This window comes from Flavobacterium mesophilum (assembly GCF_039581405.1).
Taxonomy (GTDB): Bacteria; Bacteroidota; Bacteroidia; order Flavobacteriales; family Flavobacteriaceae; genus Flavobacterium.
Genome location: NZ_JBCPXZ010000003.1, coordinates 846,383 through 862,068, shown reverse-complemented (window position 1 = coordinate 862,068; position 15,686 = coordinate 846,383). Strand labels below are relative to the sequence as shown.

Here is a 15,686-nt window from a genome sequence, read left to right as displayed (position 1 = left end):
CTAATTTAAAATTTTATACAATTTATCTGACAATCTAATTCTAAATGGAACTTCAAAAGTAACCTTATCACCAATTTTAGCAGATTGCGTTTCTGCGCCATCAACGATGAATTTATCTAAGACCATTTCCTGATCTCCTGTAGTTGGGCCAGAAATAAGGATTTTATCGCCAACGTTTAATTCTTGATTTTCAATGGTAAATTGTGCAACTTGCGCTTTTACGTAATAATGTTCCGCTTTACCAAGAAGTACTTTTTTTACTTTTATTTTCTGACGGATATCAGCTTGCTTTTGTGCAGTTGCCAAAGCCCTTTCTGGCAAATCTCCTGAATGTTTGAATTTTAGGTTTTCAGATTTTCCTTTTCTGAAGACTTTGTTTCCAACTTGTTTTCCAGTTCTCAAACGAACTTGGTCAACTAAAGGCATATGGATGATTTCTAAACATTCTGTAGAACAACAGTTTTCCATTGCTGCTTTACATTCATCACATTGAATGAATAATAAATGACAACCATCATTTTCACAGTTGGTGTGATTATCGCAAGGCTTTCCACATTGGTGACATTGCGAGATGATATCATCTGTGATTCTTTCGCCCAAACGATTATCGAATACGAAGTTTTTACCAATGAATTTGCTTTCTAAGCCTTCCTCTTTCAATTGTTTCGCATAGTTGATGATTCCACCTTCTAATTGATATACATTTTTGAAACCTTGGTGTTTGAAATAAGCACTCGCTTTTTCGCAACGAATTCCTCCAGTACAATACATTACTAGATTTTTATCGTCTTTATGATCTTTAAGTTGTTCGTTGATAATTGGCAAACTTTCTCTAAAAGTTTCAACGTCTGGAGTAATTGCTCCTTTAAAATGTCCTACTTCACTTTCGTAGTGATTTCTAAAATCAACCACAATTGTGTTTGGATCATCAAGGATTTCATTGAATTCTTTGGCCTTCAAGTGAACACCAATATTGGTAACATCAAAAGTTTCATCATTTAAACCGTCAGCAACGATTTTGTGACGTACTTTGATAGTCAATTTTAAAAAGGAATGATCGTCTTGTTCTACGGCAACATTCAATCGTATGCCTTTCATGAAATCGTAAGCTTCAAGAGTTTCTCTAAAAGCTTCAAAATTTTCGGCAGGAACACTCATTTGAGCATTTATTCCTTCATTGGCAACATAAATTCGGCCTAATGCATCAAGGGCATTCCAGGCTACGAATAAATCATTACGAAATTTTTGTGGATCTTGAATTTTGGCGTACGCATAGAAAGACAACGTTAGTCGTTGTTGTCCTGCATCATCGATCATGATAGCTCTTTCTTCTGCGCTCAAAGTGTTGTACAGTTGCATGCTATAAACAGTTTTAAGTGAGAAATTATATTTTATTAGATTTTCTTTAAAATCTGCGGCAAATTTAGAGTTTATTTTGAGATTAAAAATGATCGTAGCCTAATTATCTGATTTTTTTAACATCAAACTAATTATTTTCGATAGCACGAGTTACCAAATCATCCACAGAAACAGAGCGACTTATATGCCCCACGAAAGTTTCAAGATCTTCCGCACGAAGACTATCCCGAACGTCAGAACGAGCTTCGGCAACTTTCAAAACAATATTTCGCTCACGCAAATCCAAAAAGAGATTTTTCAAAAAACGAGCTCCCGAAATATCAATTCGAGGAGAAGAATTTAAATCTAGTATTACTGTTTTCAAGGAATTTGATTCGCTATAGATTTTTTCCCAAATCTGCTCTTTGATATATTCAACATTAAAATAAAATATTGAAGATTCTACTCTCACAATCAATACACCCTCAATCTTTTCATTATCAGGATGTCTCTTCAGATCTGTATAATGTCGAGTTCCCGGAACTCTTCCTAAAAAAGCTACATTAGGTTTTGATGCTGCTTTTAATAATAACAATAAAGTCACAAGAGTTGCCAACATAACTCCAGCAAGAATTCCCCAAATAAGAACTCCAGCAAGTGCAATCATAACAACGCCAAATTCTTGTTTGTTTATTTTGTAGAGATGTTTCATTTCTTTTAAATCAAACAAACCACGGATGGCAACCAGAACAATAGATGCTAAAATGACCGTTGGCAAATTTTGAAGATGCCCCGTTAAAAAGAGAAGACAGCAAGCAATTGTTGCAGAAGCAAACACAAGAGATAGTGGTGTTTTAGCGCCTGCAGCATCATTCACCGCAGATTGCGACAAACCTCCTGCAACAGGATAACCTTGCCCTAACGCAACTGCGGCATTAGCAACACCGAGGGCCAGAAGTTCCTGACGTGGATTTATAACGTATCCGTTTTTTTGTGCCAATGTTCGGCCCGCAGAAACGCTTTCGATATAAGACAATAAAAAACAAGCCATTGACAAAGGCAAAACGCCCTCCACATCCCTAATTCGAAGAGAGGGCAGATGAAACTCAGGAAGTCCAGTCGGGATAATTCCGACCGTTTTAAATCCAGCATCTTTTAATGATGTTGTTAAAATGAGAATGATCGACACCACAACAATCATAATGGCGAGGGGAAATTGTGGAGCCAATTTTTCACCAATAATTAGTATGACAATAGCGATAATTCCAAAAATAAAAACAGTGGTATTTAAATCTGGAATTTGATGAAAAAGCATGATAATTCTTTCGATGAAATTATCGCCACCTCCTTTTACGCCAAACAATTTAGGCAATTGAGTCAAACCAATTGTTATTGCCGCTCCCGCTTTAAATCCGACCAAAACAGTTTCACTAATAAAATTAATAATACCACTTAATCGAAGCAAATAGGCAATTATAGCCATTCCAGCAAAAACCAATGCGGTAAGCGAAGCTATTTCTGCCCACCGTTGTACATCACCGTTTGCCATGCTGGAAATCGTCGTGCCAATTAATAATGAAATTGCCGATGTCGGACCTATAGCCAATTGTCTGCTTGTTCCAAAAAAAGAATAAAAAATGCCACCAATTAAATAACCGTAAATTCCATATTGCGGAGGCAGCCCCGCAAGTGTTGCGTAAGCAAGAGACACAGGAATTCCATAAGCCGCAAGTGTAATTCCGGCAACAAAATCTTTTTTTAGATTTTTGCTTTTATAATTCCTAATCCAATCTACAGCAGGTAAAAGCTTAGTAGTCATAATGAAATGATTAAATCTTAGCTAAAACAACAAAGCGTCAGTCCTTCTCTGCCAATAATGCTTTTTTAACTTCGTTTAATTCTGCTATTTTTTCTGGACCAACTTTTGGATATTCTAAATCCATTTCATCCAAAGCATGAATAATTGCCGATGCTATCGCTATTCGAGCATAATATTTATTGTCAGCTGGAATCACATACCAAGGCGATTTTTTGGTTGAAGTATTTTTGATCAATTCCTCGTAAGCAAACATATAATCATCCCAATATCCTCTTTCTTTGGCATCAGCAGCACTGAATTTCCAGTTTTTATCAGGATTATCAACTCGTTCTATAAACCTTCTTTTTTGTTCTTCTTTAGAAACATTCAGAAAAAATTTGATTACGATGGTTCCGTTTCTGTTCAAGTATTTTTCAAAGTTTCGAATATCTTCAAAACGATTTTCCCAAATATTTTCGGTTATTAATTTTTCTGGGATTTTTTGGCCTCTTAAAATTTGTTCATGAACGCGAACCACTAATACTTCTTCGTAATATGAACGGTTAAAAATCCCTATTCGGCCTCTTTCTGGCAAATGCTTTTGACAACGCCATAAATAATCATGATCCAGCTCTTCAGAACTTGGTCCTTTAAAAGATGAAACTTGACAACCTTGCGGATTTATTCCAGACATAACATGTTTGATCGCCCCATCTTTTCCGGCAGCATCCATTGCCTGAAAAATAACAAGAACCGACCATTTATCTTGAGCATAAAGAATGTCTTGCATGGCAGCAAGCGCTTTTACGCCCATTTGGAGCGTTTCCTTTATCACCGATTTCGGTTCGTCACCAAAATAAGAAGTGGGTTTATCTTTTAATGTAAAATTTTTATCATCTCCCACGCAATATTGTTCTGAAAACTTCTTGGCGCGATGCAGCAATTCTTTTTTAGTAATTGCTTTCAAATTATTCGGATCTGAGTCCAAATTTTTCATTTTGCTTTTCTTCTTTTTTGACATAATTACAAAATTTTTGAAGTTTTCTATTTTGACTTTGATTTGTTTATTCTTACAAAAATGCAGATCATCGGATTTTTTCAGCTTTTTATCGGATTTTTTAACCACTGAAAACCAGCCTACTATAAAATTAGAAAAAATTATAAAATGAAAACAATATTTAATTTTTTAATTAAAAAAATGTTAACTTAGCTTAGGATTTATTTGGTTTTAAGTTATTTAAGTTATTAATAGAATTTAATAAAATTTTTAAAATGAACAAAATTTACTCCCCAGCAATTTTCTTACTTTTTTTATTGTGTTCCTGCAAAAAAGAAGCCCCACCTCAACCCAAGCCTTTAGAAATTTCAGTAACCACCGTTTTACAGCAGGATGTTAAAATTGAATCTGAATACACGGGACAAACTTTTGGTCAATCAGACATTCAAATTAATCCTCGAGTCGATGGCATTATTGAAAGTGTCAACTTTAAGGAAGGTAGCTTTGTTACAAAAGGACAACTATTATATACCATTGATCCTTTGCCGTATAAAGCTAAATTGAATCAAGCCGAAGGAAGTGCCGCCGAATCACAGGCGCTTTTATCAAAAACCAAATCAGATCTGGACATGATTACGCCATTGGCTAAAATGAACGCGGTCAGCCAAAGAGAATTAGTTTCTGCCAAATCAGCTTATACCGCTTCGATTGCTCAAATCAAAGCATCGGATGCGGCTGTACAAAATGCAAAAATTGAATTAGGATATTGCCGAATTGTCGCTCCAATTTCTGGATTAATAGGAATCTCGAAAGTAAGAGTTGGTGATTATGTTCGTCCAGGCGCTGTTTCAATTTTAAACACCATATCTGATTTAGGAGATGTGAGAGTTCGTTTTACCATGAGCGAGCAGGAATTTCTTCGTTTATACAGAGAATTCAACAAACCAAATTCTACTTTAAAAGGTTCTGGAGCATCAGTTTCTTTAAAACTATCAGATGGCTCAACTTATCCTCAAACAGGAAAAGTAAGCTTTACCGATAGACAAATAGATCCTGCAACTGGTGCAATAACATTTGAAGCCGCTTTTGCAAATCCAGACAAATTACTTCGTCCGGGACAGTACGCAAAAATTGCTTTGCTTACTGACATTCGTAAAGATGCTATTGTAATTCCGCAACGCGCTGTTATAGAAGTGCAAGGAATTTATCAAGTATATGTTTTGGGCAACGACAATAAAGTCCAAATGCAAATTGTGAAACCTGGTCCCGCCATTAAAAACGGATATATCATCGAAGAAGGTTTAAAACCTGGTGATAAGATAGCCATGGGAGGTACTTCATTATTGAAAAACGGAAGCGTTATTACACCAAAAATTGTTCAATGGCAATTAGGTGACACTGAATCTGCAGCTATTAAATAATAATCTACATACATAGTATTATGGGAGAATTTTTCGTCCGAAGACCGATCGTTGCTATTGTAATCAGTATTATTATAGTAATACTTGGATTACTGGCTTTACAAAAAACGCCTATTTCACAATATCCGGATATTAATCCTCCTGTTGTAAAAATCACAACATCTTTTACAGGAGCAAATGCCCTGAATGTTGAACAAGCAGTTGCAACTCCAATTGAACAAAAAGTGAATGGAGTTGAAAATATGCTTTACATGAAATCAATCAACACTTCTGATGGTGCATGTACTATTGAGGTAACTTTTGATGTTGGAACCAATTTGGATAATGCCAACATGCTTACGCAAAATAGACAAAACCAATCAGCGCCTTTTATGCCTTCAAGTGTAAAACAACAAGGTGTGGTTGTAAAAAAATCGCTGTCATTCCCGATGATGTTATTTACCGTGACATCTACAAATCCGAAATATGACGCCAAATTCTTGAACAACTATGCGAGTATTAACATTGTTGATCAATTGGCTCGTATTAAAGGAGTTGGTGAAGTTACCCTTTTTGGAGGTAGTGACTATTCCATGCGTATTTGGCTAAAAGCCGATATGATGAGCAAACTTGGCGTTACAGTTGATGATGTCAAAAATGCATTGAATGCGCAAAACATGATTAGTCCGGGAGGGAAATTTGGGGCAGAACCTGCACCAGCAAATACCGAATTCACTTATGGGGTAACTCTTCAAGATCGTTTAGTTACTGAAAAAGAATTTGGAGAAATTGTAGTTCGAAGCAAACAAGATGGAGCTCAAGTTTTATTGACTGATATTGCTAGAATTGAGCTTGGAACAGAAAACTACAGTTCAACCGCACGTCGAAACAGTTCGCCAAGTGCTGTTGTTGCTTTATATCAAATGCCAGGAAGTAATGCCCTTGATGTAGCTGAAACCGCAAAAAGCACAATGAAGCAATTGTCTGAAAAATTCCCAAATGACATTGTTTATCAAGAATCTTTAGATACAACTTTAGCCATTACTGCCGGAGTTGACGATATCGTTCATACTCTTTTTGAGGCAATTATTTTGGTTATTTTGGTGGTTTTCATTTTCCTTCAAAACTGGCGTGCTACCTTAATTCCTTTAATTACTGTTCCAGTTTCCCTTATAGGAACAATTGCCGTATTCCCGATGTTAGGATTCTCTATCAATACGCTTTCACTACTAGGATTAGTATTAGCAATTGGTATTGTAGTCGATGATGCGATTGTGGTTGTTGAGGCCGTTATTCATCATATTGAACATGGAAAAACTCCAAAAGAAGCCACCGTTCAAGCGATGCGTGAAGTATCTGGGCCTGTTATAGCAATTGCCTTGATTTTATGCGCGGTATTTATCCCTGTTGCGATGACGCCTGGAATCACTGGCCGTTTTTACCAACAGTTTGCCATAACCATTGCCGTCTCGGTCGCCTTCTCGGCTTTTAGTGCTTTATCTTTAAGTCCTGCACTCTGTGCTATGCTTTTGAAACCGACAAAACCTCTTGATGAGCAAACCGGCTGGTTGGCAAAATTCTTCTCAGGATTTAATAGAATCTTTGAAAAAGTGACTGGAAAATACATAAATGGAGCTACATTTTTTGCAAAAAAAGCTTTACGTATAGTTGTTTTGCTGGCAGTCATATTGGCCGCTACGGCATTCTTAGGAAAGAAAATTCCGTTAGGATTTATTCCTGAAGAAGATCAAGGATATGTTTTGGTCAATATTGCATTGCCACCGGCATCATCTTTACAACGTACCGATGAAATTTCTAAAAAAGTAGATAGCTTCTTGAAAGAAGAAAAATCCATTTTATCTTATACAACGATAAACGGATTCAGTATGCTTACGAATTCTTATCAACCAAACAATGCATTTATTTTCATCTCATTAAAACCTTGGGAAGATCGAGAAGAAACCGCGAAGCAATTTGTAGATCGATTCAACAAAAAACTTGCGACACAAATTACGACGGCCACAGCTTTTTCATTTGGACCACCTGCGATTCAAGGTTTGGGAGCGTCTGCTGGTTTCAGTTTGATGCTGCAAGATAGAGGTGGAAATACACCACAATATTTGGCCGAACAAACACAAGCTTTTATTGCCGCCGCTCAGCAGCGCCCAGAAATAAAACGAATTTATACGACTTTTAATGCTGGAACACCACAGATTAAATTAGAAATTGACAATGACAAAGCGATGAAATTGGGTATTCCAGTTTCTAAAGTTACTGAAGCATTGGGAGCTTTCCTCGGGGGAAGCTATGTAAATGACTTCAACCGTTTTGGCCGTCAATACAAAGTTTATCTGCAAGGTGAAGCCGCTGATCGTGTCAGACCAGAGGACTTAAATCTCATTTATGTAAAAAATAATGCGGGTGATATGCTTCCTGTTTCAACTCTGGTTACGGCAACAAAAGTTACAGGTCCCGACTTTACAAATCGTCTAAATTTATTTAGATCTGCCGAAATTGGTGGAAGCCCAAATGATGGTTATAGTAGTGCTCAGGCCTTGACTGCTCTAGAAGAAGTCGCAAAACAGACTTTGCCAGCAGATATGAGTTTTGATTACATCAACTTATCTTATCAAGAAAAACACTCTCCTGGCGGAAGTTCGGTTTTCATAATGGCGTTAGTCTTTGTTTTCTTGATTTTGGCCGCACAATACGAAAGCTGGAAACTGCCTTTTAGTGTATTGCTTGGAGCTCCTTTTGCCGTATTTGGTGCATTTTTAGGGCTTCTTTTGGCGAGATTTGGAAGTGACGCTTATGTCAACAACGTATTCGCGCAAATCGGACTCGTATTGTTAATTGGATTAGTGGCTAAAAATGCCATCCTTATTGTAGAGTTTGCCAAAGAAGAATACGAAAAAGGAAAACCACTATATGAATCGGCTATGGTTGCGGCGAGACTTCGTTTCCGACCGATTTTGATGACAGCATTCGCATTCATTCTTGGAGTTGTTCCGTTATTGACCGCAACTGGTGCAGGTTCGCAAGCTCGTATTGTAATGGGAATGGCCGTATTCAGCGGTATGTTAATTGCGACAATTCTTGGGGTTTTAATTGTACCAGGTCTATTTGTAATGATTGAAAACATCGGAAAAAAGAAAGATGAGACAATCGTATCTGAAGGAAATAATGTGGAATCAAATACTGCAGGACATGATTAAGAGACACAAAATAATCGTTGTTATATTTATCCTCATACTATTTCCTGTGGGTTGTATGGTAGGACCAAAATATAGCAGACCAGAACAGCAAAAGTCGGATTCTTATAAAAACGAAAGAAATCTTGACAGCTTGGCATCAGTGACCAATTTGAAATGGTTTGATTTATTTAATGATGATGTTTTAAAAGATCTTATCAAAAAAGGATTGGAAAACAATTACGACCTAAAAATCGCAGTTTCGAGAATCGATCAGCTTCGTGCGGAATTAGGTTATGCTAAAGCCGATTTATTTCCGACTTTTCAATATGGAGCAACCATAAACAGCAACGAGAAAAACTTTACTCCTTCAAATGCAGGAGCAAGCATGTCTTGGGAACTTGATTTTTGGGGAAAATACCGTCATGAGAATAATGCAGTTCAAAGCGAACTCTTGGCAACCGAAGAAGCTCGTAAAGTTGTACTTTCTGAAATTGTCACCAATATTGCTGTCGCTTATTTTCAAATGCGAAATCTTGACGATCAGCTGGAAATTACAAAATCTACACTTGCAACAAGAGAGAAATACTATGAAATCATAAATCAAAGATTCAAAAATGGATACATCTCTGAAGTGGACAAAGTTCAAATTGAACAACAAGTTGCAATTGCAGAAGCTGCTATTCCAAACATTCAGCGACAAATAACCTATCAAGAAAATGCGATTGCGTTGCTTACGGGGCAACTTCCTACTGAAATTCCAAGAGGAAAAAGCAATACAGAATTGCAGATCGTGAGCGAAATTCCACTTTCACTTCCATCAGCGTTGTTAGAAAACAGACCTGATGTAAAAGCAGCCGAATTAAGATACAAAGCCGCGAATGAAAGAATTGGTGTAGCTCAAGCAATGCGTTTTCCATCATTGAATTTAGCCGCAATAGCTGGATTCGCAAGCGCTGATTTAAGCAACTTGTTTCTAGGAAGTTCCTATTCTCAAAATGCATCGGCTGGAATTGCCGGACCAATTTTTGCTTTTGGAAAAAACAAAAGAAGAGTTGAAATCAACAGACAACAAGCAGAACAATTCAAATTCATTTATCAAAAAACATATATTGGTGCTGTTTCTGAAGTAGAACAATCCATTCAAAACATCAGAACGTATAAAGAAGAATACAAAGCTCGCGACAGACAAGTTAAGGCTGCCTTGATAAACTTTAACCTTTCTCGCGAAAGATACGACAGCGGTTATGTTTCTTACTTAGAAGTTTTAGATGTTGAAACCAACTTATTTAATGCTCAACTAAGCCTAGCACAATTATCTGAAAGACAACTAAGTTCAATGGTTGAATTGTATAAAGCACTTGGTGGAGGATGGAATCTTTAAAGATGCTAAGATTCTAAGCTGCTAAGGTTCTAAGTTTTCTGAAGCAGATTATAAACAAAAAAGAGGCTGTCCAAAAGACAGCCTCTTTTTTTTATCTTAGAGCCTTAGCATCTTAATAACTTAGAACCTTAAGAATTAACAAAATTCGTTAAACGCATCTTGCAAATTCTCAGCGATCATTTCAGCTGGACGTCCTTCAATGTGGTGACGCTCTAACATGTGAACCAATTCTCCGTTTTTGAACAAAGCCATAGATGGCGATGATGGAGGAAAAGGAAACATATGTTGTCTTGCAGCATCAACAGCTTCTTTGTCAACTCCTGCAAAAACAGTGATCAAGTGATCTGGTTTTTTAGCATTATCTAAACTCATTTTTGCTCCTGGACGTGCATTTCTTGCAGCGCACCCGCAAACAGAGTTTACAACAACTAAAGTGGTACCTTCAGCTTTGATAGCATTCTCAACAGCTTCAGCACTATGTAAATCTTGAAAACCTGCTGATGTTAATTCAGCTTCCATTGGTTTTACCATTTCTTGTGGATACATATTCTTGTCTTTTAAATTTTACTTTTAAGTTGCAAAGTTACAAAGTTTACTCGCAACTAGTTAATTTGAAGTATAAAGTTTTGTTATAGTTCGATATTAAATTTAAACTGAAAGCTCCGTGCGTTTTACTTTTTTATCAGGAAATTGATAATTGTATTGTTTCAAATGACTATTTCTGCTTTTAATTTTATATCTAGTTGCAAAAACCGTTGATTTACTTTGCTCAGCAATCTCAATAGTCGAAAGATAACTGCTCAAATATTTTTTTAGCAGTTTTATATTGTCGCTTTTAATCGAATAAATTGTTTTTTTTCCTTCACTTTTGACATTTACTAGATTTGCTTTTTTTAATTCCAATAAATGCTTTGAAATTGTGGATTGTGCCAGCGGAATCAATTCAACAATTTCACCACAAGTCCTATTGTCCCTTTTCCACAACAATGTCATAATTTGTATTCGTGTCGCATGCCCAAGTGCTTTGCAAATTTTCCCTATCGCTACTGTTTCTTCATCAAAATTTAAGCGTTTGCTCATTCCCATAATTTGACATTTAATTAAAGCACAAACTTAATTTCAAATTCAGCTAACTAACCGCCTCAAAAAGTTTCAATAATAGAATAATAAGCCAGATTTTTCAAGGAATGAACTATTTTTTGCGATTAAGGATTATTGCATTAAATAATGCTTTAAGAAAAGGCAATTTTGGGCATTTAATAATCACTTGAAGATCTTCGGCAAAATTTGTTTCTTCATCCAAAAATTTGAAGATTAATTTTGGATTTCCTTTTCTGAATAAAGATGAAAAAATAGAACTTCCCAATTCATTATGGCGATGCAGAATGTCTAAAAGCATTAAATCATAAAACCAAAATCTATTCTTTTTATGAAAAGATGTCATATTGAGCGAAGTCGAAGTATGAAGAAATTGCACCAAATCCGTTGATGTTTTATCTGAGTTTTTAAAAGTATAACCTGTGCTTGCTTTTGTCCAACCGCCGGCCGTACCAATATTCAAAACGCGTTTGGTGTTTTTCTCCCAGAAAGGATAGCACGTCATTGGGATACTTCCCTGCTCTTTTTCTAAAATTTGATATTGGCTTGCGCCGAATTTCTTCAGATAAACTTCAATTTCCTTTTCGTATTCCTCTTTCGGAAGCAGTTTTTCCGAAAACAGCGTATATTCAACCAAAGCTTCTGTTTTTGAAGTTGGCAAAACATACATAAATCGCGTATTGTTTTTTTGTTCTACCGAAAAATCCATGAAGGTCACTTCCTCGGGATTAAAAACTCCTTCTTCGGTTTTCACAAACCAGCCAACAAAATGTTGTTGTAAAACAGGATATTTGTTTTGCCCTTCGGCGAAAGCCTTTGTATAAATGCTATTGAAGAGATAATTGCACGAATATCGATTTTCCTCTGTTCCAACAAAAACATGCGTGTCAAGTTCGTTGATGTTTATTACTTTTTCATTTTGAAAAGTAATATTTGAATGTTTCGAAATTTCTTCAAAAACAAATTGATAAAAATCTAAACTCTTGATTTTATTGTATTGGTAAGGCTTCAACGCTATATTGCGTTTAAACTTTTCATTGGAAAAAATAGCCGAATCCCATTTTTTTAATATGACTGAATCCCATATCGATTCCTCTTTTTCCCAAAAACACCAAGTTCTATCATTGGCTTGTTTTGTGTTTTCGTCTAAAAGCAAAATGGATTTATCCGAGAATTTTCCAGATAAAATCATTTTATAAACAGTCATCAAAGATGCCAGTCCGGTTCCGGTAAAAATGTAATCGAAATGTTTGATTTGTGAAGAATTCATTCTCAAAAATAAGAAAATTTATTCTTTCAGTTTTTCTAAAAGAATTTTAAAGTCGGCTTGAGGAATATAGTTTGAATATTGAAAAATGATTTCATTCTTCTCATTCAAAACACACAAAACCGGATATAGAATCTGATTATTCATCGTTCCGAGTGCTAAAGCGAGTTCGTGAACACCAACATTATTGCCAGAAGGAAGATATTTGAATGTGTGATTGTTAAATGTAATATCTCGTTTTTCCTCGCCATTTAATGAAATAAAATAGAAATCCGAATTTAACTTCTCTATGATTTCCTGATTTTTAAATGTTGTTTCTTTCATCCGCTGGCAAAACTGACACCAATCAGCGTGAATAAAAACAATTGTTTTTCGTTTTTGAATTTTCTGCAAACTATCTATTTCCTCAAAAGTTCTGCTTTTTAATTGACAGAAAACCGTTGAAGTTATTCCGAAGAAAAAAATAAATAGAAATAGCTTTTTCATTTTGGCAAGTTTGTTTATCAGATGCAACCGATTAAAATTATCGTATATCTCTTCGTATGCTTAAACTGGACTGAAGTCCAGCTCTACAAAATAGTTTGTTCCGTTGGAACTTAAAGAGCGATAGCTCGATTCATATTGTAGAGCTGGACTTCAGTCCAGTTTAATTATAAATTGGCTTCATTTCAATTTATTTTGTCATTCAATGTGCGACCCGTAAATTACCTAAACACATATCGCAATCCAAAAAACCCCCGAATACTCTGATTTTGACCATAAACATAAGTCGTGTCAAAAGTCAAACCATACGGATTATCAGGTGTCACCAATACTTTTCCAGCCGAATCGTACTGCACATTTTTATCAAAAGGATCATTTGTTCTCGAAATCAAAAATGGATTATTTTGCATTGGCGTAAAATTCAACAAATTTTTAATTCCTCCATAAAGCTCAAAATTCTTCCAACCTGTGTAAGTAAACTGAATATTTTGAATACTGTACCAAGGCGATTTTGGGCTTCTCGGATCTGTTTCGCTCAGCAAAGGCAATTTCATTGGGCTGTAAACATTTCCGGTATAATCCAACATTAAATTTAAGGATTCTATTTTATATGAAACACTCCAAGTCGCAGTAAAATTTTCAGTTAAAAAAGGCCGTTCCGAAATTCCGTTTTGAACATTTTTATTGTCCAAAACCGTTGCGCCTACAATAAATTTCAAACCTGTCGGAAAATTCAAATCGATATTTGTACTGATTCCTTGGCTTAATGCATATCCGTCGATATTATCGTAAATTATCTTGTTTGGGTCACTTTCATAGTCAGAAATGATTTTGTTGCTAAAACGAGTGTAAAAAGCGGTTGTTTCGATGCCCATAAAGGTTCCGTTCCCAAAATTAATTTTCTGAATATAATTTAAATTTACATTTACAGACTTTTCCGGTTTTAAATCATTTGCAATTATCACATCTCTAGAACCCGTTAACGCCGCATGATCCTCGGTAAATAAATTCACTACTCGAAATCCAGTTCCGGCATTGAGTCTAAAAATTGTGTTTTCATTTGCTTTAAATCGATATGCAAATCTTGGCGTCAAAATAGAACCGTGAATTGAATTGTAGTCGTAACGCATTCCAAGCAAAACCTGACTTTTTGAAGAAAACGTAATTTCGTCCTGAACAAAAATTCCTGGCAACCAAGTATTTTCGGGTTCGTTTGTAGCTGGAGTGTTGTCGTCGTAATATGTATATCGGCTTGCAATTCCGGCCAACAAATCATTTCGTTTGATTTTTTTATCCCAAGTCAATTGCAAAAAACCAATTTTCTGATTGGCGATATACGAAGTTGTTCCATAACGACTGTCCTGATAATGCACATTTCCCGAAAACGAAAGCATCAGCTTTTCTTGAAAAGGCAATTGATAAGCTCCAATTAATTCGGCTCTTTTGGTATAAATGCTTTCGCCGTAAATTTCATCGCCTCCACGATATTTCTTTTCCCAACGCACATCTCCGCCCCAGCGATCTTCATACATGCCGCGCGCTGCGATCGTAAATAGGCGATTATTATTTCGAAGGAAACTCCATTTATTGAAAACAGAAATTCGGTCAGAAAGTGTTACATCAGTAAAATTATCTTTGTCTTTATCAATAACCTGATTGTAATTGAAGTAATTAACACCCAAAAGTGTAGTCGATTTTTTGGTCGGATTGAATTTCATTCCCAAATCAACATTGGTTTCTAAATAGGTTGTCGTGAAGACATCTGCAGAAAATACCGGCGCATTGGTTGGATTTTTTGTAATGATATTTATCAATCCACCAACTGCCTCGCTTCCATAAAGAGATGAAGCTGGACCTTTTACAATTTCGATTCTTTCCACCAAAGAATTCGGAATTCCCGACAAACCATAAACCGTCGAAAGACTGCTCACAATTGGCATTCCGTCAATCAAAACCAAAGTATACGGACCTTCCAATCCGTTTATATGAATATCGCCCGTATTACAGACACCACAATTTAACTGTGGACGAACACCATTTATATTTTGAAGTGCATCATAAATGCTTGGCGTTGGGTTTTTCTTGAAGAAAACTGGCGAATAAACCTCAACCGGAACCGCGCTTTCCAAACGTTTAACTGGTTTTAAAGTTCCGGAAACTACTACTTCATTCAATTCGTTCTGATCTTCTGTCAATTCAAAATCGAGAGTCAAATTCTGATTTTCTAAAAGTGATATTCGCTGGGTAATTGGTTTGAATCCCGTCGAGGTCACATTTATTTTATAAGTCCCAATTGGAATGTTTTCAAGTTTATAAAAACCAAGAGAATCTGTTTGAGTTTTAAAGTTTGTATTTAACAAACCAACATTAATTTCCTGACCAAGAGGAATTGATGCATTTACTTTTCCCGATATATTTTGAGCGAAAATGCTTTTAGTTGAAATTATTAATAATGTCAAAAATAAATATTTCATTCTTTTAAATTAATTTTTAGACAAATCTAAAAATTAAATTTGACAAACAATTATTATGAAACAAAAATTTTCAAACTGATTGAATTCAATATGTTAGATTTTTATTTTCATGAAGATAAAAATCAATAGCATCCAGCTTCAGCTGGATGAAAATATGATTGATAGAGAAAAAAGCTTTAGCCAAATACAAAAGTTTGGCTAAAGCCCTTTCCGTCCAAATCTTGTTCCCCTAGCTGAAGCTAGGGGCTATAGAATA

The 15,686-nt window shown here is 35.8% G+C and carries 11 protein-coding genes; 3 read left to right on the top strand and 8 right to left on the bottom strand.

Annotated elements, in window-relative coordinates:
- The 3 genes from trhO to AAYQ19_RS12625 form a co-directional block, all read right to left on the bottom strand.
- Entirely contained in the window at positions 1-1,359 is a 1,359-nt protein-coding gene (trhO, locus tag AAYQ19_RS12635) for an oxygen-dependent tRNA uridine(34) hydroxylase TrhO (RefSeq protein WP_343536711.1), read from the bottom strand.
- A gap of 127 nt (positions 1,360-1,486) precedes the next feature.
- A complete protein-coding gene (locus tag AAYQ19_RS12630) occupies positions 1,487-3,157 on the bottom strand; it encodes a SulP family inorganic anion transporter (protein ID WP_343536709.1) in 1,671 nt (556 codons plus the stop codon).
- Positions 3,158-3,194: 37 nt separating this feature from the next.
- Positions 3,195-4,133: a polyphosphate kinase 2 family protein gene (locus AAYQ19_RS12625; RefSeq protein ID WP_343536708.1), complete on the bottom strand. Its 939-nt coding sequence runs from the start codon at positions 4,131-4,133 to the stop codon at positions 3,195-3,197.
- A 275-nt stretch (positions 4,134-4,408) separates the two neighbouring features.
- Here AAYQ19_RS12625 and AAYQ19_RS12620 point away from each other — a divergent pair, with 275 nt between their 5' ends.
- Genes AAYQ19_RS12620 through AAYQ19_RS12610 form a run of 3 tightly spaced genes read left to right on the top strand, consistent with a single transcriptional unit; the run spans position 4,409 to position 10,108 of the window.
- Positions 4,409-5,554 carry an efflux RND transporter periplasmic adaptor subunit gene (locus AAYQ19_RS12620; protein WP_343536707.1) on the top strand — a complete coding sequence of 382 codons (1,146 nt, stop codon included), beginning with the start codon at positions 4,409-4,411 and terminating at the stop codon, positions 5,552-5,554.
- A 20-nt stretch (positions 5,555-5,574) separates the two neighbouring features.
- Positions 5,575-8,748 (top strand): efflux RND transporter permease subunit, encoded by a 3,174-nt coding sequence (locus AAYQ19_RS12615; protein ID WP_343536705.1) that lies wholly within the window; start codon positions 5,575-5,577, stop codon positions 8,746-8,748.
- Positions 8,741-10,108 (top strand): efflux transporter outer membrane subunit, encoded by a 1,368-nt coding sequence (locus AAYQ19_RS12610; protein ID WP_343536703.1) that lies wholly within the window; start codon positions 8,741-8,743, stop codon positions 10,106-10,108. The genes AAYQ19_RS12615 and AAYQ19_RS12610 overlap by 8 nt, the downstream gene beginning before the upstream one ends.
- A gap of 135 nt (positions 10,109-10,243) precedes the next feature.
- On the opposite strand, the gene AAYQ19_RS12605 is transcribed toward AAYQ19_RS12610, so the two are convergent.
- From AAYQ19_RS12605 to AAYQ19_RS12585, 5 genes are all read right to left on the bottom strand, one after another.
- A complete protein-coding gene (locus AAYQ19_RS12605) occupies positions 10,244-10,654 on the bottom strand; it encodes a BrxA/BrxB family bacilliredoxin (protein WP_026727407.1) in 411 nt (136 codons plus the stop codon).
- A gap of 102 nt (positions 10,655-10,756) precedes the next feature.
- Positions 10,757-11,188, bottom strand: coding sequence for an ArsR/SmtB family transcription factor (locus AAYQ19_RS12600; protein ID WP_343536701.1), 432 nt, complete (start codon positions 11,186-11,188; stop codon positions 10,757-10,759).
- 112 nt (positions 11,189-11,300) lie between these two features.
- Complete coding sequence (locus tag AAYQ19_RS12595) at positions 11,301-12,476, bottom strand: lycopene cyclase family protein (protein WP_343536699.1); 1,176 nt, start codon at positions 12,474-12,476, stop codon at positions 11,301-11,303.
- Positions 12,477-12,494: 18 nt separating this feature from the next.
- On the bottom strand, positions 12,495-12,959 hold the full coding sequence (locus tag AAYQ19_RS12590; protein ID WP_343536698.1) for a thioredoxin family protein: 465 nt from the start codon (positions 12,957-12,959) through the stop codon (positions 12,495-12,497).
- A 218-nt stretch (positions 12,960-13,177) separates the two neighbouring features.
- Positions 13,178-15,430, bottom strand: a complete 2,253-nt coding sequence (locus AAYQ19_RS12585) for a TonB-dependent receptor (RefSeq protein WP_343536696.1) — start codon at positions 15,428-15,430, stop codon at positions 13,178-13,180.
- Positions 15,431-15,686 lie beyond the last annotated feature (256 nt).